Annotated in this window: 22 protein-coding genes; 19 read left to right on the top strand and 3 right to left on the bottom strand. The window is 67.5% G+C overall.

Going from position 1 to position 23,630, the window contains the following annotated elements; all coding sequences use genetic code 11:
• Positions 1-67: 67 nt before the first annotated feature.
• Genes E0H45_RS06745 through E0H45_RS06675 form a run of 15 tightly spaced genes read left to right on the top strand, consistent with a single transcriptional unit; the run spans position 68 to position 16,441 of the window.
• A complete protein-coding gene (locus E0H45_RS06745; RefSeq protein WP_131335373.1) occupies positions 68-427 on the top strand; it encodes an NADH-quinone oxidoreductase subunit A in 360 nt (119 codons plus the stop codon).
• Position 428: 1 nt separating this feature from the next.
• Positions 429-983 (top strand): NuoB/complex I 20 kDa subunit family protein, encoded by a 555-nt coding sequence (locus E0H45_RS06740; RefSeq protein ID WP_130384815.1) that lies wholly within the window; start codon positions 429-431, stop codon positions 981-983.
• On the top strand, positions 980-1,687 hold the full coding sequence (locus tag E0H45_RS06735) for an NADH-quinone oxidoreductase subunit C (protein WP_131335372.1): 708 nt from the start codon (positions 980-982) through the stop codon (positions 1,685-1,687). The genes E0H45_RS06740 and E0H45_RS06735 overlap by 4 nt, the downstream gene beginning before the upstream one ends.
• Positions 1,687-3,024 (top strand): NADH-quinone oxidoreductase subunit D, encoded by a 1,338-nt coding sequence (locus tag E0H45_RS06730; protein ID WP_131335371.1) that lies wholly within the window; start codon positions 1,687-1,689, stop codon positions 3,022-3,024. The genes E0H45_RS06735 and E0H45_RS06730 overlap by 1 nt, the downstream gene beginning before the upstream one ends.
• Positions 3,025-3,753, top strand: a complete 729-nt coding sequence (gene nuoE, locus E0H45_RS06725; protein WP_165546370.1) for an NADH-quinone oxidoreductase subunit NuoE — start codon at positions 3,025-3,027, stop codon at positions 3,751-3,753.
• Between the two features lie 2 nt (positions 3,754-3,755).
• The gene (gene nuoF / locus E0H45_RS06720) at positions 3,756-5,066 is read left to right on the top strand and encodes an NADH-quinone oxidoreductase subunit NuoF (RefSeq protein ID WP_131335370.1); all 1,311 of its coding nucleotides are present in this window, start codon (positions 3,756-3,758) and stop codon (positions 5,064-5,066) included.
• Entirely contained in the window at positions 5,063-7,492 is a 2,430-nt protein-coding gene (locus tag E0H45_RS06715) for an NADH-quinone oxidoreductase subunit G (protein WP_131335369.1), read from the top strand. The genes nuoF and E0H45_RS06715 overlap by 4 nt, the downstream gene beginning before the upstream one ends.
• Positions 7,489-8,799 (top strand): NADH-quinone oxidoreductase subunit NuoH, encoded by a 1,311-nt coding sequence (nuoH, locus tag E0H45_RS06710; protein ID WP_131335368.1) that lies wholly within the window; start codon positions 7,489-7,491, stop codon positions 8,797-8,799. Before E0H45_RS06715 ends, nuoH begins: the two co-directional genes overlap by 4 nt.
• Complete coding sequence (gene nuoI, locus E0H45_RS06705; protein ID WP_131335367.1) at positions 8,792-9,340, top strand: NADH-quinone oxidoreductase subunit NuoI; 549 nt, start codon at positions 8,792-8,794, stop codon at positions 9,338-9,340. Before nuoH ends, nuoI begins: the two co-directional genes overlap by 8 nt.
• Positions 9,337-10,140, top strand: coding sequence for an NADH-quinone oxidoreductase subunit J (locus E0H45_RS06700; protein ID WP_131335366.1), 804 nt, complete (start codon positions 9,337-9,339; stop codon positions 10,138-10,140). Before nuoI ends, E0H45_RS06700 begins: the two co-directional genes overlap by 4 nt.
• Complete coding sequence (gene nuoK / locus E0H45_RS06695) at positions 10,137-10,436, top strand: NADH-quinone oxidoreductase subunit NuoK (protein WP_130384807.1); 300 nt, start codon at positions 10,137-10,139, stop codon at positions 10,434-10,436. Before E0H45_RS06700 ends, nuoK begins: the two co-directional genes overlap by 4 nt.
• An 11-nt stretch (positions 10,437-10,447) precedes the next feature.
• Positions 10,448-12,316, top strand: coding sequence for an NADH-quinone oxidoreductase subunit L (gene nuoL, locus E0H45_RS06690; RefSeq protein ID WP_131335365.1), 1,869 nt, complete (start codon positions 10,448-10,450; stop codon positions 12,314-12,316).
• A complete protein-coding gene (locus E0H45_RS06685) occupies positions 12,313-13,836 on the top strand; it encodes an NADH-quinone oxidoreductase subunit M (protein ID WP_131335364.1) in 1,524 nt (507 codons plus the stop codon). The genes nuoL and E0H45_RS06685 overlap by 4 nt, the downstream gene beginning before the upstream one ends.
• A 5-nt stretch (positions 13,837-13,841) precedes the next feature.
• A complete protein-coding gene (gene nuoN / locus E0H45_RS06680) occupies positions 13,842-15,422 on the top strand; it encodes an NADH-quinone oxidoreductase subunit NuoN (RefSeq protein WP_131337675.1) in 1,581 nt (526 codons plus the stop codon).
• Positions 15,419-16,441, top strand: a complete 1,023-nt coding sequence (locus E0H45_RS06675; RefSeq protein ID WP_131335363.1) for a polyprenyl synthetase family protein — start codon at positions 15,419-15,421, stop codon at positions 16,439-16,441. Before nuoN ends, E0H45_RS06675 begins: the two co-directional genes overlap by 4 nt.
• A 16-nt stretch (positions 16,442-16,457) precedes the next feature.
• Here E0H45_RS06675 and E0H45_RS06670 read toward each other — a convergent pair whose 3' ends face one another.
• Positions 16,458-17,027, bottom strand: a complete 570-nt coding sequence (locus E0H45_RS06670) for a hypothetical protein (protein WP_131335362.1) — start codon at positions 17,025-17,027, stop codon at positions 16,458-16,460.
• A 73-nt stretch (positions 17,028-17,100) separates the two neighbouring features.
• Between E0H45_RS06670 and E0H45_RS06665 the strand changes: the two genes are divergently transcribed.
• Both E0H45_RS06665 and E0H45_RS43170 read left to right on the top strand, forming a co-directional pair.
• The gene (locus E0H45_RS06665) at positions 17,101-17,865 is read left to right on the top strand and encodes a hypothetical protein (protein WP_131335361.1); all 765 of its coding nucleotides are present in this window, start codon (positions 17,101-17,103) and stop codon (positions 17,863-17,865) included.
• A gap of 221 nt (positions 17,866-18,086) precedes the next feature.
• Complete coding sequence (locus E0H45_RS43170; RefSeq protein ID WP_238154834.1) at positions 18,087-18,491, top strand: hypothetical protein; 405 nt, start codon at positions 18,087-18,089, stop codon at positions 18,489-18,491.
• 16 nt (positions 18,492-18,507) lie between these two features.
• Here the strand turns inward: E0H45_RS43170 and E0H45_RS06655 are convergent, their stop codons facing one another.
• Together E0H45_RS06655 and E0H45_RS06650 are read right to left on the bottom strand one after the other, a co-directional pair.
• The gene (locus E0H45_RS06655) at positions 18,508-19,272 is read right to left on the bottom strand and encodes a hypothetical protein (RefSeq protein WP_131335360.1); all 765 of its coding nucleotides are present in this window, start codon (positions 19,270-19,272) and stop codon (positions 18,508-18,510) included.
• 3 nt (positions 19,273-19,275) lie between these two features.
• Positions 19,276-19,824: a peptidoglycan-binding domain-containing protein gene (locus tag E0H45_RS06650; protein WP_131335359.1), complete on the bottom strand. Its 549-nt coding sequence runs from the start codon at positions 19,822-19,824 to the stop codon at positions 19,276-19,278.
• Between the two features lie 118 nt (positions 19,825-19,942).
• Between E0H45_RS06650 and E0H45_RS06645 the strand changes: the two genes are divergently transcribed.
• Both E0H45_RS06645 and E0H45_RS06640 read left to right on the top strand, forming a co-directional pair.
• On the top strand, positions 19,943-21,148 hold the full coding sequence (locus E0H45_RS06645) for a PucR family transcriptional regulator (protein ID WP_131335358.1): 1,206 nt from the start codon (positions 19,943-19,945) through the stop codon (positions 21,146-21,148).
• 148 nt (positions 21,149-21,296) lie between these two features.
• Positions 21,297-23,627 (top strand): molybdopterin cofactor-binding domain-containing protein, encoded by a 2,331-nt coding sequence (locus tag E0H45_RS06640; protein WP_238154833.1) that lies wholly within the window; start codon positions 21,297-21,299, stop codon positions 23,625-23,627.
• Positions 23,628-23,630 lie beyond the last annotated feature (3 nt).

The raw sequence follows: 23,630 nt of genomic DNA, 5'->3' as shown, positions 1-23,630 counted from the left end.
CTGATATCCACAGTATTGAATCCATAGGCAAGTACAGACCACCGGCTGAAGGAGGGAGCACGCAGCGATGCACCCCTATACACCGATTCTCGCTCTCGGTGTGCTCGCGGCGCTCTTCGTCGCAGGCAGCATCACCGTTAGCGCACTGGTCGGCCCGAAGCGCTACAACCGGGCCCGGCTGGACTCCTACGAGTGCGGCATCGAGCCCACTCCGCAGCCGGTCGGTGGTGGGCGCTTCCCGGTGAAGTACTACATCACCGCGATGCTGTTCATCGTTTTCGACATCGAGATCATCTTCCTCTACCCGTGGGCGGTGGCCTTCGACCAGATGGCGCTGTTCGGGCTGATCGAGATGGTCATCTTCATCGTCACCGTCTTCGTCGCGTACGCCTACGTGTGGCGCCGCGGCGGACTGGAGTGGGACTGACATGGGTCTTGAGGAACAGCTTCCGGCCGGCGTCCTGCTGAGCACCGTCGAAGGACTGCTCGGCTACATGCGCAAGGCCTCGTTGTGGCCGGCAACCTTCGGGCTGGCCTGCTGCGCCATCGAGATGATGACCACCGGCGCCCCGCGGTACGACGCCGCGCGGTTCGGCATGGAGGTCTTCCGGGCCTCGCCGCGACAGGCCGACCTGATGATCGTGGCCGGCCGGGTGAGCCAGAAGATGGCTCCGGTACTGCGCCAGATCTACGACCAGATGCCCGGCCCGAAGTGGGTGCTGGCGATGGGCGTCTGCGCATCGTCGGGCGGCATGTTCAACAACTACGCGATCGTGCAGGGCGTGGACCACGTCGTACCGGTCGACATGTATCTGCCCGGCTGCCCGCCGCGGCCGGAGATGTTGCTGGACGCGTTCCTGAAGATCCACGACCAGATCCAGCACATGAAGCTCGGCGCGCACAAGAAGGCGCTGGAGACCGAGCTGGAGGCTGCGGCCCTGACCGCCGCGCCGACGATCGAGATGAAGGGTCTGTTGCGGTGAGTGACTCGCAGCCGGAGAACTTGCCGGCGACTTCTGCCGCTGGTGACGCGCAGACTCCGGAGGCCGAGGTCATCGAGCAGCGCGAGGGCATGTTCGGTGTCCGCGGTACCGGTGACACCTCCGGGTTCGGTGGCCTGCGCCGCCAGGTAGCGCTGCCGGGCAGTACGCCGAAGCCGTACGGCTCCTGGTTCGACGGTGCGGTGGACCGGCTGGAAGGCCTGGCCGCCGACGGTGCGATCGAGAAGGTCGTCGTCGACCGCGGTGAGCTGACCCTGCACATCAAGCGCGAGAACCTGGTCGACGTCTGCCGGCACCTGCGCGACGACGAGGCGCTGCGGTTCGAGTTCTGCTCCGGTGTCAGCGGTGTGCACTACCCGGAGGAGACCGGCCGCGAGCTGCACGCCGTCTACCACTTCCTGTCGATCACCCACAACCGCCGGATCCGGCTGGAGGTGTCGGCGCCCGACGCCGACCCGCACATCCCGTCGATCGTCTCGGTCTACCCGGCCAACGACTGGCACGAGCGGGAGACCTGGGACTTCTTCGGCATCATCTTCGACGGGCACCCGGCCCTGACCCGGATCCAGATGCCCGACGACTGGCCGGGGCACCCGCAGCGCAAGGACTACCCGCTCGGCGGTATCGACGTCGAGTACAAGGGCGCTGTCATCCCACCGCCCGACACGCGGAGGTCGTACAACTGATGACCACTACAGACCCGTACGCGACCACCCGGGACACCACCGAGGGCAAGGTCTTCACCGTCACCGGCCAGGACTGGGACTCGGTCGTGGCCGGCCTCGGCGAGGAGCCGGAAGAGCGCGTCGTCGTCAACATGGGCCCGCAGCACCCGTCCACGCACGGCGTGCTCCGGCTGATCCTCGAGCTCGACGGTGAGAACGTGACCGAGGCCCGCTGCGGCATCGGCTACCTGCACACCGGTATCGAGAAGAACATGGAGTTCCGCTCCTGGGTGCAGGGCGTCACGTTCGTCACCCGGATGGACTACCTGTCGCCGTTCTACAACGAGGCGGCGTACTGCCTGGCGGTCGAGCGGCTGCTCGGGATCGAGGACGAGATCCCGGACAAGGCGAACGTGATGCGGGTGCTCCTGATGGAGCTCAACCGGATCAGCAGCCACCTGGTCTGCATCGCCACCGGCGGTATGGAGATCGGCGCGCTGACCGTGATGACGATCGGTTTCCGCGAGCGTGAGAAGACCCTGGACCTGTTCGAGCTGATCACCGGGCTGCGGATGAACCACGCGTTCATCCGGCCGGGCGGTGTCGCGCAGGACCTGCCGCCGGGTGCGCTGGACAAGATCCGCGAGTACATCACGTGGATGAACCGGCACCTCAAGGAGTACGCCGAGCTCTGCAACGCCAACCCGATCTTCAAGGCGCGGCTGCAGAACGTCGGCTACCTGGACCTGGCCGGCTGCATGGCGCTCGGCATCTCCGGCCCGACGGTGCGCTCCACCGGCTACGCGCTGGACCTGCGCAAGAGCCAGCCGTACTGCGGTTACGAGACGTACGACTTCGACGTACCGACCTGGGACTCCTCGGACTCCTACGGGCGGTTCCGGGTGCGGCTGCAGGAGATGCACGAGTCGCTGAAGATCGTCGAGCAGTGCGCCGACCGGCTGGAGAAGATGGAAGGCCAGCCGGTGATGGTCGCCGACAAGAAGATCGGCTGGCCGAGCCAGCTGGCCGTCGGCGCCGACGGGATGGGCAACTCGCTCGACCACATCAAGCACATCATGGGCGAGTCGATGGAAGCGCTGATCCATCACTTCAAGCTGGTCACCGAGGGCTTCCGGGTACCGGCCGGCCAGGCCTACGTGGCGATCGAGTCGCCGCGTGGCGAGCTCGGTGCGCACGTCGTCTCCGACGGCGGCACCAAGCCGTACCGGGTGCACTTCCGTGACCCGTCCTTCGCAAACCTGCAGGCGATGCCGATCATGTGCGAGGGCGGCCAGGTCGCCGACGTGATCGTCGCCGTCGCCAGCCTTGACCCGGTGATGGGTGGAGTGGACCGCTAAATGGCCGAGAACCACACGACTGCTACCGACAAGACGGTGCCGTACAGCACCGGCGACTCGAAGATCACCGACGCCACGATCGCGGAGATGCGCGAGATCGCGGCCCGGTACCCGGTCGCCCGGTCCGCGCTGCTGCCGATGCTGCACCTGGTGCAGTCGGTCGAGGGCCGGGTCACCCCGGAGGGCATCGAGGCCTGCGCCGACGTGCTCGGGCTGACCGGCGCCGAGGTGTCGGCGGTGGCCACCTTCTACACGATGTACAAGCGCCGCCCGGTCGGCGACTACCACGTCGGCGTCTGCACCAACACGCTGTGCGCGGTGATGGGCGGCGACCTGATCTTCGACCGGCTGAAGCAGCACCTCGACGTCGGCAACGACGAGACCACCGAGGACGGCAAGATCACCCTCGAGCATCTCGAGTGCAACGCGGCCTGCGACTACGCGCCGGTGATGATGGTCAACTGGGAGTTCTTCGACGACATGACGCCGGAGTCCGCCACCCAGCTGGTCGACGACCTGCGGGACGGCAACGAGGTGAAGTCGCCGCGCGGTGCGACGATCTGCACCTGGCGCGAGGCCGAGCGGGTGCTGGCAGGGTACGCCGACGGCCGCGCGGACGAGGGCCCGACCGGCGGCAAGGCCACGCTGGCCGGCCTCCGGCTGGCTCGCGAGCGCGGCTGGACCGCGCCCGGTGGCTCCTCCAACGCCGACACCCAGAAGGAGGACTGACCATGGCTGACACGTTGACTCCGGTGCTGTCCGACAACTGGGACCAGATCAGGTCCTGGCAGCTGTCGTCGTACCAGCGCTCCGGCGGGTACGACGCGTTGCGCAAGGCGCTCGCGATGCAGCCGGCCGATGTCGTTGCCACGGTCAAGGATTCGGGTCTGCGCGGCCGTGGCGGCGCGGGCTTCCCGACCGGGATGAAGTGGTCGTTCATCCCGCAGGACAACCCGAAGCCGAAGTACCTGGTGGTGAACGCGGACGAGTCCGAGCCGGGCACCTGCAAGGACATCCCGCTGATGCTCGCCTCGCCGCACACGCTGGTCGAGGGCGTCATCATCGCGTCCTACGCGATCCGCGCGTCGGTCGCGTTCATCTACGTCCGCGGTGAGGTTCTGCACGTGGTCCGTCGGCTGCAGCAGGCGGTCCAGGAGGCCAAGGACGCCGGCTACATCGGCCAGAACATCCTCGGCAGCGGCTACGACCTCGACGTGGTCGTGCACGCCGGTGCCGGCGCCTACATCTGCGGTGAGGAGACGGCGCTGCTGGACTCGCTGGAAGGACGTCGCGGTCAACCTCGGCTGCGTCCTCCCTTCCCGGCGGTCGCCGGTCTGTACGGCTGCCCCACTGTTATCAACAACGTCGAGTCGATCGCGTCGGTTCCCGTCATCATCAAGAACGGCGCGGACTGGTTCAGCTCGATGGGCACCGAGAAGTCCAAGGGGATGACGCTGTACTCGCTGTCCGGGCACGTCACCCGCCCGGGGCAGTACGAGGCCCCGATGGGCATCACGCTGCGGGAGCTGATCGACCTCGCCGGCGGGGTCCGCGAGGGCCACGAGCTGAAGTTCTGGACGCCGGGTGGCTCGTCGACGCCGCTGCTGACGTCGGAGCACCTCGACGTACCGCTGGACTACGAGGGCGTCGGCTCGGTCGGGTCGATGCTCGGTACCAAGGCGTTGCAGATCTTCGACGACTCGGTGTGCGTCGTCCGCGCCGTACTGCGCTGGACCGAGTTCTACAAGCACGAGTCCTGCGGCAAGTGCACGCCGTGCCGCGAAGGCACCTGGTGGCTGGTACAGATCCTCGAGCGCCTCGAGCACGGCAAGGGCACCGAGGAAGACCTGGTCACGCTGCTGGACCTGTGTGAAAACATCACCGGTCGTTCTTTCTGCGCGCTGGCCGACGGTGCGACCGCGCCGATCGCCAGCTCGATCGCGCACTTCAAGGACGAGTACCTGGCGCACTTCGAGAACGGCGGCTGCCCGTTCGACCCGATGGCAAGCACTGTCTTCGCGACTGCTGGAGCTAGCGCATGACGATCCAAGCGAACCCGCCGGCCTCCTCGGAGGTGGAGCGCACCGATCTGGTGACCCTCACCATCGACGACATCGAGGTGAAGGTTCCGAAGAACACCCTGCTGATCCGGGCCGCGGAGCAGATCGGGATCCAGATCCCGCGATTCTGCGACCACCCGCTGCTCGACCCGGTCGGCGCCTGCCGCCAGTGCCTGGTCGAGATCACCGACGCCGGGAACGGCCGGGGGATGCCCAAGCCGCAGGCTTCCTGCACGATCACCGTTGCCGACGGCATGGTGGTCCGCACCCAGGTGAGCTCGCCGGTGGCGGACAAGGCTCAGCACGGGCAGATGGAATTCCTGCTGATCAACCACCCGCTCGACTGCCCGGTCTGCGACAAGGGCGGCGAGTGCCCCCTGCAGAACCAGGCGATGTCGAACGGCGCCGGCGAGACCCGCTTCCACGAGATCAAGCGGACCTACCCCAAGCCGATCAGCATCTCGGCCGAGGTGCTGCTGGACCGTGAGCGCTGCATCCTCTGCGCGCGCTGCACCCGGTTCTCCGAGCAGATCGCCGGTGACCCGTTCATCGCGCTGATCGAGCGTGGCGCGCTGCAGCAGGTCGGCATCTACGAGAAGGAGCCCTTCGAGAGCTACTTCTCCGGCAACACGATCCAGATCTGCCCGGTCGGTGCGCTGACGAGTGCGGCGTACCGCTTCCGCTCGCGGCCGTTCGACCTGGTGTCGGTGCCGTCGGTGGCCGAGCACGACTCGTCCGGTGCGGCGATCCGGGTCGACTACCGGCGCGGCAAGGTGATGCGCCGGCTGGCCGGCGACGACCCGCAGGTCAACGAGGAATGGATCTCCGACAAGGACCGGTTCGCGTTCAACTACGCGACCACCGGCGACCGGCTGACGCACCCGCTGATCCGCGAGGACGGCGAGCTGCGGCCGGCGTCCTGGCCGGAGGCGCTGGCCTTCGCCGCCGAGAAGCTGACGGCGGCCCGTGGCAACGCGGCGGTGCTGACCGGTGGCCGGCTGACGGTCGAGGACGCCTACGCGTACTCGAAGTTCGCCCGGGTCGCGCTGGGCAGCAACGACATCGACTTCCGGGCCCGCCCGCACTCCGCGGAGGAGGCGGACTTCCTCGCCGCCGCGGTGGCCGGTACCGGCCTGGGCACGACGTTCGCGGACCTGGAGAAGGCCGGCACCGTCCTGTTCGTCGGGTTCGAGCCCGAGGAAGAGGCACCGTCGGTCTTCCTCCGGGTGCGCAAGGGCGTGAAGAAGCACGGCACCAAGGTGTTCACGATCGCGGCGTACGCGTCCCGCGGTGTGGAGAAGCTCGACGGCGTCGTCGTACCGGCTTCGCCGGGCACCGAGGCCGGCGTACTCGCGGATCTCGGCAACGCCGGTGAGGCCGGGGCAGCTGCCCGGGCCGCGCTCGGTGCCGACTCGATCATCGTCGTCGGTGAGCGGCTGGCCGCGGTGCCGGGCGGGTACTCGTCCGCGCTCCGGCTCGCCCTCGACACGGGTGCGCAGCTGGCCTGGATCCCGCGGCGTGCGGGCGACCGGGCCGCGCTCGAGGCCGGGTGCCTTCCGGGCCTGCTGCCCGGTGGCCGCCTGGTCAGCGACCCGCAGGCGCGGGTCGACCTGCAGGCCGCCTGGGGGGTCGACAACCTGCCGGGCGAGCCCGGCAAGGACCTCACCGAGATCATCGCCAACGCCGGATCGCTCGGTGCGCTGGTGGTCGCGGGTGTCGAGATCGACGACCTGCCCGACCCGGCCGCGGCGCTCGCTGCGCTGGAGGCCGCGCCGTTCGTGGTCAGCTTCGAGGTTCGCAACTCGCAGGTGACCGAGTACGCCGACGTGGTCTTCCCCGTCGTACCGCCGGCGGAGAAGTCCGGCACCTTCGTGAACTGGGAGGGCCGCGAGCGGCCGTTCCCGGTCGTGCTCCAGGTGCCGACCGCGATGCCGGACGTCCGCGCGCTGGCCGCGCTGGCGCGGGAGATGGGCAACCCGCTCGGCTTCAGCACGCCCGACGGCGCGAAGCGCGAGTACGACGAGCTCGGCCGCTGGGACGGCGACCGGGCCCAGGAGCCGACGTACCAGGCCGGTCCGGCCCTCGGCGCGTTCGACTCCACCCGGCTCGCGACCTGGCGGATGCTGATCGACGACAGCCGCGCCTGCGACGGTGAGCCGCACCTGACCGCGACCGCGCGTACGCCGGTCGCCCGGGTCTCGCTCACCACCGCACGCCGGATCGGTGTCGCCGACGCCGACGAGCTGGTGGTGAGCACCGACGCCGGGAGCATCCGGCTGCCGGTCGTCATCACCCCGATGACCGACAACGTGGTCTGGCTGCCGACCAACTCGGCCGACTCCCACGTCCGCCGGTCGTTGCACGCAGACCATGGCTCGATCGTGACGATCGCCGGAGGGAACGCATGAACATCCCGCTCGCGGTGCCGGACGCCGGGGTCGGACATGACCCTTGGTGGGTCATTCTCATCAAGGTGCTGTTCATCTTCGTCTTCCTGGTGGTGCTGACGCTCTTCAACATCTGGTGGGAACGCCGGGTGGTGGCGCGGATGCAGCAGCGGATCGGCCCGAACGTGCACGGCCCGCAGGGTCTGCTGCAGTCGCTGGCCGACGGTGTGAAGCTGATGCTCAAGGAAGACCTGACGCCGAAGGGCGTCGACCGGCTGGTCTTCGTCCTGGCGCCGGCGATCGTCGCCGTACCGGCCTTCCTCACCTTCGCGGTGATCCCGTTCGGCCCGACGGTGAAGATCCCGTTCACCGACACCTACACCCGGCTGCAGCTCACCGACCTGCCGGTCTCGGTGCTGTACGTGATGGCGATCGCCTCGATCGGCATCTACGGCATCGTGCTCGGCGGCTGGTCGTCGAACTCGACGTACTCGCTGCTCGGCGGTCTGCGGTCCAGCGCCCAGATGATCTCGTACGAGGTCGCGATGGGACTGGCGCTGGTGACGGTGTTCCTGTTCGCGGGTTCGCTGTCCACCTCGGAGATCGTGGCGGCGCAGTCGCACCAGACCGTGCACTGGTTCGGGGCCGACATCCCACTGCCCGGGTGGTACGCGTTCCTGCTCTTCCCGTCGTTCGTGATCTACGTGATCTCGATGGTCGGCGAGACGAACCGGGCGCCGTTCGACCTCCCCGAGGCCGAGGGCGAGCTGGTCGCGGGCTTCCTGACCGAGTACTCCTCGATCAAGTACGCGATGTTCTTCCTGGCCGAGTACATCAACATGGCGACCGTGTCCGCGCTGGCCACCACGCTGTTCCTGGGCGGCTGGCGGGCACCGTGGCCGATCTCGATCTGGGACGGCGCGAACTCCGGCTTCTGGCCGGTGCTGTGGTTCATGGGCAAGCTGATGGCCTTCATCTTCTTCTACATCTGGCTGCGCGGAACGCTGCCGCGACTGCGCTACGACCAGTTCATGAAGTTCGGCTGGAAGGTCCTGATCCCGATCTCGCTGGCCTGGATCCTGCTGGTCGCCACCGTCCGCGCGGTCGGCCGCGAGACCAACTTCAGCCGTACGACGCTGCTGGTCGCGGCCGCGATCGTGCTGGTGATCGCGGTGATCAGCATGTTCATCCCGCAGAAGCCCAAGGAAGAGCCGGTCGAGGTCGCCGACGGCGAGGAGTTCGACGCCTTCGCCGGCGGGTTCCCGGTGCCACCACCGCTCCCCAGTCAGCAGACCGAGCCGAAATCGAAGGCAGGCAGCCGTGGCTAGTGTCAAAGAGTCCCTCTGGGATCCGGTAGCCGGGTTCGGGGTCACCTTCCGGACGATGTTCCGGAAGGTGTTCACCGAGGAGTACCCGTTCTACAAGAAGCCGACCGCCCCGCGGTTCCACGGCCGGCACCAGCTGAACCGCTGGCCGGACGGGCTGGAGAAGTGCATCGGCTGCGAGCTGTGCGCGTGGGCCTGCCCCGCGGACGCGATCTACGTCGAGGGCGCGGACAACTCCGAGGGCGGCCGGATGTCGCCGGGCGAGCGGTACGGGCGCGTGTACCAGATCAACTACCTGCGCTGCATCCTCTGCGGTCTGTGCATCGAGGCCTGCCCGACCCGGGCGCTCACCATGACCAACGAGTACGAGCTGGCCGACACCAGCCGCGAGTCCCTCATCTACGAGAAGAAGGACCTGCTGGCGCCGCTGCTCCCGGGCATGCAGGAGCCGCCGCACGAGATGCAGCTCGGCGCGACCGAGAAGGACTACTACCTCGGTCTGACCGGTACGGCCTCCCACGCCGAGGGGAGTGACGCCAAATGATCGGGTTGGTCACCGGGCCGGAGGTCGCGTTCTGGCTGCTCGCCCCGGTCATGATCCTGGCCGCGATCGGCATGGTGCTGGTCCGTAAGGCGGTGCACTCGGCGCTGCTGCTGGCGACCGTGATGATCTGCCTCGCGGTGCAGTACGCCGCGCAGGACGCGCCGTTCCTGTTCGCCGTCCAGATCATCGTCTACACCGGCGCGATCCTGATGCTGTTCCTGTTCGTGCTGATGCTGGTCGGCGTCGACGCGTCCGACTCGCTGGTCGAGACGATCCGCGGTCAGCGGCTGCTCGCCGGGATCGCGTTCCTCGGCTTCGGCGTCCTGCTGCTCGCCGCCGTCGGCAACGCGATCTACGGCAACCCGACCGGGCTGGCCGACGCGCAGCCGGACGGCAACGTCAAGGGTCTCGCGCAACTGCTGTTCGGCAAGTACGTGTTCGCCTTCGAGGTCACGTCGGCGCTGCTGATCACCGCGGCGATGGGCGCCATGATGCTGGCCCACCGCGAGCGGCTGACCAAGAAGAAGACGCAGCGCGACCACGCCGAGGAGCGGATCCGCAAGTACGCCGAACAGGGCATCCACCCCGGCCCGCTGCCGACGCCGGGTGTCCTGGCCCGGCACAACGCCGTCGACACCCCGGCCCTGCTGCCGGACGGGTCGATCGCACCGACCTCGGTTTCGCGGGTGCTCCAGGCACGTGGCACCGTGTTCCCCGAAGCCGAGGAGCGCGCGGACGTCGACGAGGTCCGCACGCTCACCGCCGAAGGCGAGTTCCCGGTCGAGGAGGACGACAAGTGACGACAGAGCCGTACATCGTGCTCGCGGCGATTCTGTTCAGTATCGGCGCGCTGGGCGTGCTGGTACGCCGGAACGCGATCGTCGTCTTCATGTGCGTCGAGCTGATGCTGAACGCGACCAACCTCGCGTTCGTGAGCTTCGCCCGCCAGCACGGCAACCTCGACGGCCAGATCGCCGCCTTCTTCGTGATGGTGGTGGCCGCGGCCGAGGTCGTGATCGGGCTGGCGATCATCATGGCCATCTTCCGCACCCGTCGCTCGGCCTCGGTCGACGACGCCAACCTGCTCAAGTACTGAGGTAAGCACCGATGAGTCATGAGCTGACGTGGCTGCTGATCGCGGTCCCGGCCCTGTCCGCGGCGATCCTGCTGCTGGGTGGCAAAGCCACCAACGCGTGGGGTCACCTGCTGGGCACGCTGGCGCCGCTGATCTCCTTCGCTTTCGGCGTCGTGCTGTTCGTCCAGATGCAGGGCCTCGGCAGCGAGGAGCGGTCCGAGACGTTCCGGCTGTTCGAGTGGTTCTCGGTCGGCGATGTCACGGTCAACTTCAGCCTGCTGATCGACCCGCTGTCGATCCTGTTCGTGCTGCTGATCACCGGTGTGGGTTCGCTGATCCACATCTACTCGATCGGCTACATGGAGCACGACCCGCGGCGGCGCCGGTTCTTCGGCTACCTGAACCTGTTCATCGCGGCGATGCTGCTGCTGGTGCTGGCGGCCGACTACCTGCTGGTCTTCGTCGGCTGGGAGGGCGTCGGTCTGGCGTCGTACCTGCTGATCGGCTTCTGGCAGCACAAGAACTCGGCCGCGGTCGCCGCGAAGAAGGCGTTCGTGGTGAACCGGGTCGGTGACATCGGCCTCTCGCTCGCGGTGATGAGCATGTGGGCGCTCTTCGGCTCCTCGGCCTTTGCGACCGTGAACGCCGGCGCCGAGCACGTCTCGAGTACCTGGGCCACGCTGCTCGGCCTGATGCTGCTGCTGGCCGCGTGCGGCAAGTCCGCGCAGGTGCCGCTGCAGTCCTGGCTGCTGGACGCGATGGAGGGCCCGACCCCGGTGTCGGCGCTGATCCACGCGGCGACGATGGTCACGGCCGGCGTCTACCTGGTGGTCCGGTCGCACGCGATCTACGAGGTCACCGACGCCGCGTCCACCGCGGTGGTGATCGTCGGTACGGTCACCGCGCTCGCCGGCGCGATCATCGGTTGCGCCAAGGACGACATCAAGAAGGCCCTGGCCGGTTCGACGATGAGCCAGATCGGCTACATGATGCTCGCCGCGGGTCTCGGCCCGGCCGGGTACGTGTTCGCGATCTTCCACCTGCTCACGCACGGCTTCTTCAAGGCCAACATGTTCCTCGGCGCCGGCTCGGTCATGCACGGCATGAACGACGACGTGAACATGCGCCACTACGGCGCCCTGCGGACGCCGATGAAGATCACCTTCGTGACCTTCGCCTGCGGCTACCTGGCGATCCTCGGCATCCCGCCGTTCGCCGGCTTCTTCAGCAAGGACAAGATCATCGAGGCCGCGTTCGCGGACAACACGGTGATCGGTCTGTGCGCGCTGCTCGGCGCCGGTATCACCGCGTTCTACATGACGCGGGTGATGCTGATGACGTTCTTCGGCAAGAAGCGCTGGGCCGAGGACGTGCACCCGCACGAGTCGCCGTCCGTGATGACCTGGCCGCTGATCATCCTGGCGGCGCTGTCGCTGGGCGGCGGTGCGCTGTACTTCGCGGGTCACTGGATCGTCGACTGGCTGGAGCCGATCGTCGGTCACGAGGAGGAGCACCCGCCGGTGAGTGCCCTGGTGATGACGCTGATCACCCTCGCGGTGGTTGCCGTCGGCATCGTCATCGCGGTGCTCAAGTACCGCCGGGACATCCCGCGGGAGGCGCCCGCCGGTTCGCCGGTCACCGTCTTCGCCCGCCGGGACCTGTACGGCGACGCGCTGAACGAGGCGGTCCTGATGCGGCCCGGGCAGTACCTGACCCGGACGCTGGTCTGGCTCGACAACCGGGGCGTCGACGGCCTGGTCAACGGCCTGGCCGCACTCTTCGGCGGTCTGTCCGGCCGGCTCCGCCGGTTCCAGACGGGCTTCGTCCGTTCGTACGCACTCAGCATGGTCTTCGGCGCCGCATTCGTGGTCGTCGCCCTCCTCGCGGTGAGGTTGTCGTGAACATCGGTTGGCTGACCCTGTTACTGCTCCTGCCGTTCGTCGGGGCCATCGCGACGATGCTGGTGCCGAAGGCGAAAGCGCTGACGGCCAAGCAGGTCGCGCTCGGGTTCTCGCTCGTGACGCTGGTGCTGACCGCGATCGTCGCGATCGGCTACCACCGCAACGGCGGCGAGGACTACGCCGAGACGCACACCTGGATCAAGGCCTTCGGCGCGCACTACGCGCTCGGTCTCGACGGTGTCGGCATCGTGCTGGTGGTGCTGACCGCGCTGCTGACGCCGATCGTGCTGATCGCGTCCTGGAACGACGCGCAGCACGGCCGCTGGTCGGAGAAGTCCTTCTTCGCCTGGATCCTGGGCCTCGAGGCGCTGTCGATCGGCGTGTTCTCCGCGACCGACGTGTTCCTCTTCTACGTGCTGTTCGAGGCCACGCTGATCCCGATGTACTTCCTGATCGGTGGCTTCGGCGGCCCGCAGCGTTCGTATGCCGCGGTGAAGTTCCTGCTCTACTCGCTGCTCGGCGGTCTGCTGATGCTGGCGTCGGTCGTCGGTCTGTACGTCATCTCGGCCAAGGCCGGTGAGCCGTCGTACCTGCTGAGCGACCTGATGAAGCTCGACATCAGCCAGAACACCGAGCGCTGGCTCTTCCTCGGCTTCTTCTTCGCCTTCGCGGTGAAGGCGCCGATGGTGCCGTTCCACACCTGGCTGCCGGACGCGGCCGGTGAGGCGACGCCGGGTACGTCGGTGCTGCTGGTCGGCATCCTGGACAAGATCGGCACCTTCGGGATGATCCGGTTCTGCCTGGGCCTGTTCCCGAACGCGTCCGAGTGGGCCACCCCGGTGGTTCTGGTGCTGGCGCTGATCTCGGTGCTGTACGGCGCGCTCCTGGCGATCGGCCAGACCGACATCAAGCGCCTGATCGCGTACACCTCGATCTCGCACTTCGGCTTCATCGTGATGGGCATCTTCGCGCTGACGTCGCAGGGCCTGACCGGGTCGACGCTGTACATGTTCAACCACGGTCTCTCCACCGCGGCGCTGTTCCTGGTCGCCGGGTACCTGATCTCCCGGCGCGGGTCCGCGCGGATCGCCGACTACGGCGGGGTGGAGAAGGTCGCCCCGGTGCTGGCCGGCACGTTCCTGTTCGCGGGCCTGTCCAGCCTGGCACTGCCCGGTCTGTCGCCGTTCATCTCCGAGTTCATGGTGCTGGCCGGGACGTTCAGCCGGCACAAGGTGATCGCGGTGATCGCGGTCCTCGGTATCGTGCTGGCCGCGCTGTACATCCTGCTGATGTACCAACGCACGATGACCGGTCCGGTCCGCGACGGGATCGAGAAGCTGAAGGACCTGAACGCGCGTGAGGTGCTGGCGATCGCGCCGCTCGTGGTCCTGATCATCGGCCTGGGGATCTTCCCGAAGCCGGTGGTCGACATCATCAAGCCCGCGGTCGACGAGACCATGCAGCGGGTCGGCGTGACCGACAAGGCACCGCAGATCCCCGTGACGGAGGGACAGAAGTGAGCGCGATGTTGCTGCCGCTGGCGGACTTCACGGCGCCCAAGATCGAGTACAACGAGCTGGCTCCGCTGCTCGTCGTGTTCGGCGCGGCGTGCGTCGGCGTCCTGGTCGAGGCGTTCCTGCCGCGGCCGTTGCGGCACCTGGTGCAGCTGGCGATCACGGTGGTCGCCGTGGTCGTGTCCGGTGTACTGACCGGCATTCTGATGAACGACAACAAGGAACTGCTCGCCGCCCAGGGTGCGATCTCGGTCGACGGTCCGGCACTGTTCACCTGGCTGATCCTGCTGGCGCTGTCCCTGATCAGCGTGCTGCTGTTCGCGGAGCGTTCGATCGACGGCGGCCTGTCCGCGTTCGCCGGCCAAGCGGCCGCCGTACCGGGCTCCGACGCCGAGCGCGAGGGTACGGCGGCGCGTATCGAGCACACCGAGATCTTCCCGCTGACGCTGTTCGCGGTCGGCGGCATGATGTTGTTCGCGGCGTCGAACGACCTGCTGGTGCTGTTCGTGGCGCTCGAGGTGTTCTCGCTGCCGCTGTACCTGCTGTGCGGTCTGGCGCGTCGTCGCCGGCTGATCTCGCAGGAAGCCGCGATGAAGTACTTCCTGCTCGGTGCGTTCTCGTCGGCGTTCCTGCTGTTCGGGATCGCGCTGCTCTACGGGTACGCGGGCACCATGTCGCTCGGCGGGATCGCGGACGCGCTCAGCTCGGACACCGGGAGCGACACCATCCTGCTCGCCGGTACCGGCCTGCTGGGTGTCGGCCTGCTGTTCAAGGTCGGCGGCGTACCGTTCCACTCCTGGACGCCGGACGTGTACCAGGGCGCTCCGACGCCGGTCACCGGGTTCATGGCGGCCTGCACCAAGATCGCCGCGTTCGTCGGCCTGATGCGGGTCTTCTACGTCGCGCTCGGCGGTTCGCGCTGGGACTGGGCGCCGATGATGTGGATCATCGCGATCCTCACCATGGTGGTCGGTTCGATCGTCGCGATCACGCAGACCGACGTGAAGCGGATGCTGGCGTACTCCTCGATCGCGCACGCAGGCTTCCTGCTCACCGCGTTCGTCGGCCTCGCGCAGGCCGGGAGCGGCGTCCACAACGGCATCACCTCGACGCAGGCGGTGCTGTTCTACCTGGTCTCGTACGGCTTCCCGACCATCGGCGCGTTCGCGGTTGTCACGCTGGTGCGCGACGCGGGCGGCGAGGCGACGCACCTGTCCCGCTGGGCCGGCCTGGGCAAGAAGTCGCCGCTGCTGGCCGGTATCTTCGCGTTCTTCCTGCTGTCCTTCGCCGGCATCCCGCTGACCGCGGGCTTCACCGGCAAGTGGGCGGTCTTCAGTGCGGCGTGGACCGGTGGCGCGTGGCCGCTGGTCGTCGTCGCTGTTCTCTCCAGCCTGGTCGCCGCGTTCTTCTACGTCCGCGTGATCGTGCTGATGTTCTTCTCCGACCTGCCGGCCGACGCGCCGGACGTGGCGCTGCCGGGCTGGCAGACCACGTCGGCAGTCGCCCTGGGTCTTGCCGCCACGGTGGTTCTCGGTCTGGTTCCCGGACCGGTGCTCGACCTGGCGGCCCGAGCTGGTGAGTTCATCCGTTGAGTCCGACCCCGCTGCCGGCCGAGAGCCTGGGATTCGAGTTCGCCGACGCGGCGCTCGAGTCCCGGGTTCGTGCTGGGCTGGAGCGTGTGGAGCAGGCGCTGCTCGACGCGACCCAGTCGGAGGCGCCGTTCGTCACGGCGGCCTCTCAGCACGTCATGCTTGCCGGCGGCAAGCGGTTCCGGCCGTTGCTGGTGCTGCTGGCGGCGGAGTTCGGTGCTGACGTCTCGTCCGACGATGTCGTGAAGTCTGCGGTCGTCGTGGAGCTCACGCATGTCGCGACGCTGCACCACGACGACGTGATGGACGAGGCCGTGCTGCGGCGGGGTTCGTCGACGGCGAACGCGCGGTGGGACAACTCGGTCGCGATCCTGTCCGGTGACTGGCTGTTCGCCCGGGCGTCGGACCTGGTCGCGGATCTCGGGCCGGAAGCGGTCCGGATCCAGGCCCGCACCTTCGGCCGGCTGGTCGAGGGCCAGATCCGCGAGACCATGGGTGTTGGCGAAGGCCAGGACCCGCTCAAGCACTACCTGTCGGTGGTCGCCGACAAGACCGGCTCACTGATCGCGACGTCCGCCCTCTTCGGTGCCCGGTACGCCGGTGCGTCCGAGGAGATCCAGGAGTTGCTGCGGGCGTTCGGCGAGGAGATCGGCGTGGCCTTCCAGCTCGCAGACGACCTCCTGGACATCGCGTCCGAGTCCGGCCAGTCCGGCAAGACCCCCGGCACCGACCTCCGCGAAGGTGTCCCGACCCTTCCGGTCCTGATCTTCCGCGCCCAGGCGGACCCCTCGGATGCCACGGACGCCCGTCTGCTGGACCTCCTGGACTCCGACCTCTCCGACGATGCGCGCCTGGCGGAGACCCTGGACCTGCTCCGCTCGCACCCCGCCTTCCGCCAGGCCGAAGACGACGTACGCCGCCGCGCGGCAGACGCCCGCAAACTCCTTGCCACCCTCCCGGAGGGCCCCGGCCGAGAAGCCCTCGACGCCCTCTGCGACCTGGTAGCCACCCGCTCCGTCTGAGGTACATCCGACAGGTTCATTCGAGCGTCAAGATCAAGATGATGGCTTGGCCCTGACGTTCAGACCTCACTGTGAAGCGCTCGCCTGGAGAGGCTTCGACGATGCCCTGTCCGCGCGCAGCGAGCGGGACCGTCCCTCCGTCTTTGTCTCGGAAGGTCGTCGTCCCGGCAAGCCTGTAGGTCAGAAGAGCAGGACCGTTCAACGCAACATTCAAGACCGCTTCCGGACGGTTGCGGTTTACCCTCAGCACTCCGGCCCGCCGGCCGTTCACAACTAGTGCGACCTCGCCGGTGATCTGCTGGGCCGCCAGTCCGTAATAGACCTTGATACGACCAAGCGATGGCTGGGGTGAAGAGGATGTGGTGGCTTGAGGCTCGGAGGTGGTGGCTTGAGGCTCGGAGGTGGTGGCGGTCGGAAGGGGCTCGGGGGGTCTGCCCGTGGACGTTGGTTCGGCACCGGCGTCCGGACCACTGGACTGACTGAGCAAGCCGAAACCAACGGCGCCAAGAAGCAACGTGAGCGCAAGGAATCCAACCGAAAGCGACGCTTTCAGAGCGCGCCCGCTCAACGGTCCGCCATTGCTCATGTCTCCCCCCACGCTTACGATAGGCCGAGCCAACTGGCGCAGCAAGGGGGACCTCTACTCGCGGAGGTGCTGGGTGTCTTTCAAGGATCATCCCGCACTGGTCGCGGCAGCACTAACCGCTGCTTTGATCGCGGCACGGCTGTTGTCCATTGCGCGTTTTGATGTCAGTACGGCAGCCACAATCCTCCAGACGTCAGGAACAGCAACCGCGGTCGCGGGAACGACCCTCACTCTCCTACCCTTTGCCCTGATGGTGGCAACCTGTCTCTTGGCGATTGTCGTACTGATAGACCCGACGCTGATCGCTGTGAGTCCGGGCTGGTCATGGACCTTCTTCAGCCTGGCAATGGGTGCAACGCTGTGTCTGACGGCCACGACACTCGTGGCGGCCACGGTTGCCTTTGTACTCGTCGTTGCTGTCATAGGTCGCTATCTTCACCGAAACTCCCGCACTGTTAATATCGCTGACGCCGTCTCTTCGAGTCGGATCCTGCGGATTCAGTTCACGGTTCTACTCGTGGTCGCCGCAATGACTCCGATCATCTTGCAAAGGCCATGGCTGCCGGTGCAGGCGATTGTGACAACAGATGGTTCGAATCGGGTCGGCTATGTGCTCGGTGAATCGCAGGGTGCGCTGGTTGTGATGAGCGAATCCGACCGATCCATCGAGTTCCTTGATCCCGACAGGATCAGGTCACGTGCCATCTGCAGCGGGTCGCCGGCGGTCAGTGGTGCGCTCAGGAAAGCACCGCAGTTGGAGTTCAGGGGATCGTTTCTCGGGGCTCTGCTGTGGGGTCGAAATACACCACACTATCCAGCCTGTCCCAAATCTCAGTAACGCCGCGGTGCCGAGTTCTTGCGATGCCGGTCCCGTGCTGACCAATGCCGGGGAGTCCCGCGAACCTGAATCGACCAGCAGCCGATCCGAAGGCCCGCCAGGTCACCATCCGCTCTGTGTGATGACGAGATACCTCGGCTGCCCAGGTCGCTGGCCTTGGTGTTGGCCTGCCGTCCGGGATCGGTGGAACTCTCCGCTGGGAGCCACCTGCGATCGTGTTGGTGAACAAGCGGTCCGAGCTCGACATCCATCTCGACGGCCGGGGCGTCGTCCCGCAACCGTCGTTGTTCGCCTGCAACGACATCACGCTGATGGACCTGCCCCGGGAGCCGATCGTGCTGGTCTACCCGGTGTCCCAGCGGCTCGGCTGGCTGGACCCGGCATCAGCCGGGGCCAGCCTGGAGGATCTCCTCAGCCGAACCCGCGCCGCCATGCTGGACTGCCTCGCCGACCCCTCCTGCACCCACGAGCGAACTGGCCCAGCGCTTGGACATCTCCCCGGCGTCAACCAGCGAGCAGACGAGGATCCTGCGCGACGCCGGCCTGATCGCCAGCGACCGCGACGGCCGACGAGTAGTCCACACCGCCCCGGAACTCGGCCCGGCCTCCTCAGCCAGAGCGCATGACGCGTTCCGGCCGCTGTCAGGGGTAGGCGACGCGCATGCTCTTGACTGCTCCGGAGGGGAGGGCCCAGCTGGCGGAGGCGAAGCCCTCGTCGTAGCCGCTGTCGAAGGAGCGCACGACTGAGCGCGACAAGTTCGTGCTGGTCCGCGTGCAGGACGGGTCGCACAGGTTGGTGGTCTGCGAGGTGCTCTCGCCGTTGATGACGTGGCCGACCCGGACCCATCGCGGTTCGATCCACTGGCCCGAGGCGGGCTTGACGATGAGCTGTCCGCGCTCCTCGTGGTACGTGCGGTATGCACGCTCGTACCGGTTGACGCAGACCTCGCCCGCGACGTACGTCACGCACCGGCCCGCCTGCTTGAACCACTGGCTCCAGGAGGCGCCGACGTCCCCGTAATCGCCCCAAGTGACATACGGGCTCTCGGAGGTCAGGACCGGGGACCAGGAGGACGTCCACGCCGTGGTCTTCGGAGCGCATACGCCGCCGGAGCAGTACTCCGTGATCTGGCTGTTCCAGACGTAGTGGTCCGGCGTGATCGACTGGCCGGCGACGGGCGCGACGGACGCCCGCCCGCGGTAGCCGGTGATCGACCCGGTGTCGGTGACCCGCTTCTGCACCTCGGCGCAGACCGAGCCGATCTCCACGCCCTCCGAGGTTTTCAGGGTCTTGCAGTTCTTGTCGTGAGCCTGCCAGGTGGTGGCGGCTTCAGCGCCCGCGGAGACGGCGACGAGCGTGGCCCCGGCGATGGCAAGGGCGGCCAGCGCGGCGATGACTTTGCGCACGGTTCAGCACGTCTTCCAGTTGTAGGCGGCCGAAATGAAGACGCCACTGGGCGAAGCGAACATCCAGTTCCCGGCATTGATCGGGCGACGGACGGCGAAGAGACTGTTTCCGTCGTACATCCCGTACTGGTAGCCGTCCGAGGTGTCCTGAAGGACGATGTTCTGCTGCGCTTTCGCGAAGGTCGCCTTGCCGACCGAGCCGTCGGCGGTGAGCCCGTGGTTCCGCTGCCATCTCACCGTGGCGGCGTGTGTCTGGTCGCCGAAGATGCCGTCGATGTCGGACCTCGGCAGGTAGCCGTCCGCCCAGAGGATGGTCTGCCACAGGCAGGTCACGTTGGAGGAGCGGTGCGTGGCTACGTTGACGACGCCCTCGTCGCTCCAGTCGCCGGCCAGGGAGCCTTCGCCGTAGACGTAGGCGCGACCGGTGTAGGAGCCGCTGGCGGCGGCGGGGGCGGTGGTCAGGGCCGCGGTGAGGCCGAGCGCCACGGCCACAGCGGCAGCCGGGGCGGCGGCTCTGCGGAGGACGCGTCGGCGGATGCTCTGCGAAGGCATGTTTTCCTTACTGTTGTCAGCGGCTGTTGCTGCGAACAGTAAGGACCCGTGCGAACAGATCGCTGCCCGTACTTCACCCGTACCCAACGCTGCGACTGTGTGCGATGCTGTGCCGACTATGGGTGAGCGGGATGTTGCGTTGCCGGTGGTGGGGCTGACGGTCGAGGCGTTGGCCGAGAGCGTGTTGCTGCATCTGCCGGCGTTGACCGATGCGTTGGTCGAGACGATCTACGAGCAGAACCCTGCGTATCGCGAGATGGGTGCGGTGCCGCAGCAGGATCTGTGGCGGTCGTGTCATGACAACGTTGCCCGCGTCGTGCAGATGATTGCCGACAACGACGACCACTTCGACGCGGCGCACGCGACCGGGCGGCGGCGGGCGGAGCAGCGGATGCCGCTGGACGACGTACTCAAGTCCTTCCGCCTCGGCGGGCGGTTGGTGTGGGAGGCGTTGATCGACGAGGCTCGCGCCCAGGGCGTGGTCGAGTCCGAGGCGCTGCTGGATGTCGCGAGCAAGGTCTGGGAGGTCGTCGACCGAACGTCCTCGCAGGTCGCGGCGGCCTATCACGCCGCCGAACGGCAGCTCGTCCGCGCCGACGAGCGACGCAGGTCGACCCTGTGGGAAGGCCTGCTGCATGGCCCGGGGAAGGATCGGGCTTTCATACAAGAGGCGGCCACGGTCCTCGACGTGCCGGTGAACGGCCGCTATGCGGTGGTGGCGATCGACAACCTGATCGACGACGAGTGCACGACATCCTCGTTCGTACGGCGCTTCGCCGGCCTCCGGATCGCCTCCGCGTGGCAGGTACGTCCGCAGACCGTCGTCGGATTGATTGCTGTGGGCACGGAATCCCCGGTCACGGTGCTCCGCACGCTGCGTGACGTCGTACACGCACCGGCCGGATTGTCCGGCGTTGTCTCCGGTCTGGCCGAGGTGAACATCGCGTACCGGCAGGCGATGCTGGCCCGTCGTACGCTCCCGGCCGGGCAGATCGACGTGGCGGCCCTGACGGAACGCCTTCCCGAGGCGTTGTTGCTCAGCGCACCGGAGTTGGCCGAGCAACTCGTGCAGCACTGGCTGTTGCCGCTGATGACGGTACCCGCGCCCGAACGCGAACTGTTGCTCGACACCCTGGACAAGTGGGTGCTCGCGGCTGGCTCAGTACGTCGTACCGCCGACCTTGCGCACTGTCACCGCAACACGGTCATCAACCGCCTGCACCGGGTCCATCAGATCACCGGCCGTAACCTCAGCGACGAAGGCTTCCACCTGGAGCTTGGCCTCGCGTTGCGTGCTTTCAGACTGTTCCCGCCCTCTGCGTGACCGAAGTGCCGGGCTGTGCGTTGTGCACAGTAAGACCGCGCAAAACGTGGGCATCGTGGCCATGCCGCCGCGCCGATGACGGTGCCAGACTGCGTTCCCAGCATTGCTCGAGCACGGAGGAACCTTCATGGCCGAACATCGTCGTTCGTTGGATCGACCAAGCGATCAACCGGCCGACAGACGCGGTCTGCTGGGCCGGCGCAAGGTTCTCGGGTACCTGATCGCCGCGCCGACTCTTGCGGTCGGCGTGAGCTGGCTGACCAACGAGTCCGACCCGCGCGCGGCCGATGCGGCGGTTCCTTCGCTGCCGCAGCCGTCGGACATCTTCGACCTCGGTGACCTGCAGAACCTCGCGGCGGCGCCGACGTCCGGGCTGATCACGGTCCAACTGAAGTCCGACGGCACCGCGTACTTCGCGGTCCCGCGGGCCGAGGTCGGCCAAGGCATCACCACCGCGTTCGCGATGATGGTCGCCGAAGAGCTGGATCTCCCGATGGACAAGGTCGAGATCGCGCTCGCCGACGCGCGGCCGGAGCTGCTGATGAATCAGCTGACCGGCGGCTCGAACTCGATGCGCAGCATGTACCTCCCGGTGCGCACGGCGGCGGCGATCGCCCGGCAGCGCCTGGTGGAGACGGCCGCGACGCACTGGGGCGTCGAGGTCGGCAAGGTGACTACCCGCAAGGGTGTGCTGAGCGGTCCGAGCGGCCGTACGGCGACGTACGGCTCGCTGGCCAAGCTCGCTGCCACCGCCAAGACGATCACGGTGTCCGCCGGGCTCAAGTCACCGTCCGAGTTCAGCGTCCTCGGGAAGCCGCGGAACCGCGTCGACGCCCACGACATCGTCACCGGCCGCAAACAGTTCGCGATGGATCTGAACGTCCCGGGTGCGAAGCCGACCATGGTGGCCCGGCCGCCGACGATCAACGGGACGCTGCGGTCGATCAACAACCTCGCGGCGCTGCGGGCGCTGCCGGGGATCACCGATGTCGTTGGGATCACCCACGGTGTCGCGATCCGTGGCGAGACGTTCGGCCAGTGCATCGACGCGATCCAGAAGGTCGACGCGACCTGGGGCCCGGGCACGGTGGACGGCGAGTCCGACGCCACCGTGCTGGCGAAGCTGCGCGCGGCCCAGCTGCCGATGGCGGTTCCGACGGTGCCGTTGCTGACCAAGACGATCGACGCCGAGTTCGTGTTCGCGTTCGCCAGCAACAGCCCGCTCGAACCGGACTGCGCGATCGCGGACGTCGGTCCGGACAGCGCCGAGATCTGGTCCTGTCTAAAGGTTCCGATCGTCGCGCAGGAGGACATCGCCAAGCAGCTAGGCCTGCCGATCGACGCGGTCAAGGTGCACGTCATCCAGGGCGGCGGTTCGTTCGGCCGGCACCTGTTCCACGACGTGGCGGCCGAGGCGGCGGAGATCTCGCAGAAGATGGGCAAACCGGTCAAGCTGTCCTGGTCCCGCACCGACAACTTCCGCCAGGGCCGCACGCACCCGATGAGCACGTCGCGCGTCCGGGTGAACTACCTGGCCGGGAACGTGCTGACCTACGAGCAGCGGCACACCAGCGTGGAGACCGACTTCGGTCACGGTCTCGGCGAGATGATCACGGCGTTCGCCGCGGATCTCCCGGTCGCCGGCAACCTGTCGTTCGCCGAGACGATCTTCGCGCTCACCCAGTCGTCGCCGTACAACTTCGGCGTCACGACGCAGCTGCTCAACGAGATCCCGCTGAAGTTCAACACCGGCAGCATGCGCAACATCTACTCGCCGAACGTGGTCTGTGCGGAGGAGCTGATGGTCGACCAGCTCGCCGCGAAGATGGGCCAGGACCCGGTCAAGTTCCGCCGGAACTTCCTCAAGGACCAGCGGCTGCTCGCGGTCCTGAACAAGGCGGCCGAGGTCGGCAACTGGGGCAAGGCGATGCCGAAGGGTACGGCGCAGGGCGTCGGGGTGCACTCGGAGTACCGGGCGGCCGTCGCGACGCTGGTCGAGATCGACTGCCGGCCGGAGACGGTGAACCGGCCGGTCGAGGGCGAAGGCGTGACCGGTCCGCGGGTGACCAAGGCGGTGATCGTCGTCGATCCCGGATTCTGCATCAACCCGCGTGGTCTGGAGGCCCAGATGTTCGGCGGTCTGCAGGACGCGATCGCGCTGGCGCTGACGTCGAGCCTGCACATCAAGAACGGCATCCCGCTCGAAGGCAGCTGGGACAACTACTTCTACACCCGGGAGTGGAACTCGCCGCTGGACGTCGAGGTGGTGATCATGCCGAACACGAGCGACAGTCCGAGCGGTGCCGGTGAGCTGTCGGTGGCGCCGGCGTTCGCCGCGGTCGCGTGTGCCTATGCGCGGGCGACCGGCACGCTGCCGACGTACTTCCCGATCAATCACGGCAAGCTCAGCTTCGAGCCGTTGCCGTTGCAGCCGTCCACCCCGCAGTCGCCGACCGACGGCCTCGACCACACGTTCTGAGGA

The organism is Kribbella soli, from assembly GCF_004331345.1.
Taxonomy (GTDB): Bacteria; Actinomycetota; Actinomycetes; order Propionibacteriales; family Kribbellaceae; genus Kribbella; species Kribbella soli.
Note: the sequence above shows the minus strand (reverse complement) of the source record. Positions and strands in the feature narration are given on the sequence as shown.

Coding starts and splice junctions, on each gene's coding strand:
- E0H45_RS06745 (WP_131335373.1), top strand. CDS start 68: ATGCACCCCTATACACCGATTCTCGCTCTCGGTGTGCTCGCGGCGCTC.
- E0H45_RS06740 (WP_130384815.1), top strand. CDS start 429: ATGGGTCTTGAGGAACAGCTTCCGGCCGGCGTCCTGCTGAGCACCGTC.
- E0H45_RS06730 (WP_131335371.1), top strand. CDS start 1,687: ATGACCACTACAGACCCGTACGCGACCACCCGGGACACCACCGAGGGC.
- nuoE (WP_165546370.1), top strand. CDS start 3,025: ATGGCCGAGAACCACACGACTGCTACCGACAAGACGGTGCCGTACAGC.
- nuoF (WP_131335370.1), top strand. CDS start 3,756: ATGGCTGACACGTTGACTCCGGTGCTGTCCGACAACTGGGACCAGATC.
- E0H45_RS06715 (WP_131335369.1), top strand. CDS start 5,063: ATGACGATCCAAGCGAACCCGCCGGCCTCCTCGGAGGTGGAGCGCACC.
- nuoH (WP_131335368.1), top strand. CDS start 7,489: ATGAACATCCCGCTCGCGGTGCCGGACGCCGGGGTCGGACATGACCCT.
- E0H45_RS06700 (WP_131335366.1), top strand. CDS start 9,337: ATGATCGGGTTGGTCACCGGGCCGGAGGTCGCGTTCTGGCTGCTCGCC.
- nuoL (WP_131335365.1), top strand. CDS start 10,448: ATGAGTCATGAGCTGACGTGGCTGCTGATCGCGGTCCCGGCCCTGTCC.
- nuoN (WP_131337675.1), top strand. CDS start 13,842: ATGTTGCTGCCGCTGGCGGACTTCACGGCGCCCAAGATCGAGTACAAC.
- E0H45_RS06670 (WP_131335362.1), bottom strand. CDS start 17,027: ATGAGCAATGGCGGACCGTTGAGCGGGCGCGCTCTGAAAGCGTCGCTT.
- E0H45_RS06650 (WP_131335359.1), bottom strand. CDS start 19,824: ATGCCTTCGCAGAGCATCCGCCGACGCGTCCTCCGCAGAGCCGCCGCC.
- E0H45_RS06645 (WP_131335358.1), top strand. CDS start 19,943: ATGGGTGAGCGGGATGTTGCGTTGCCGGTGGTGGGGCTGACGGTCGAG.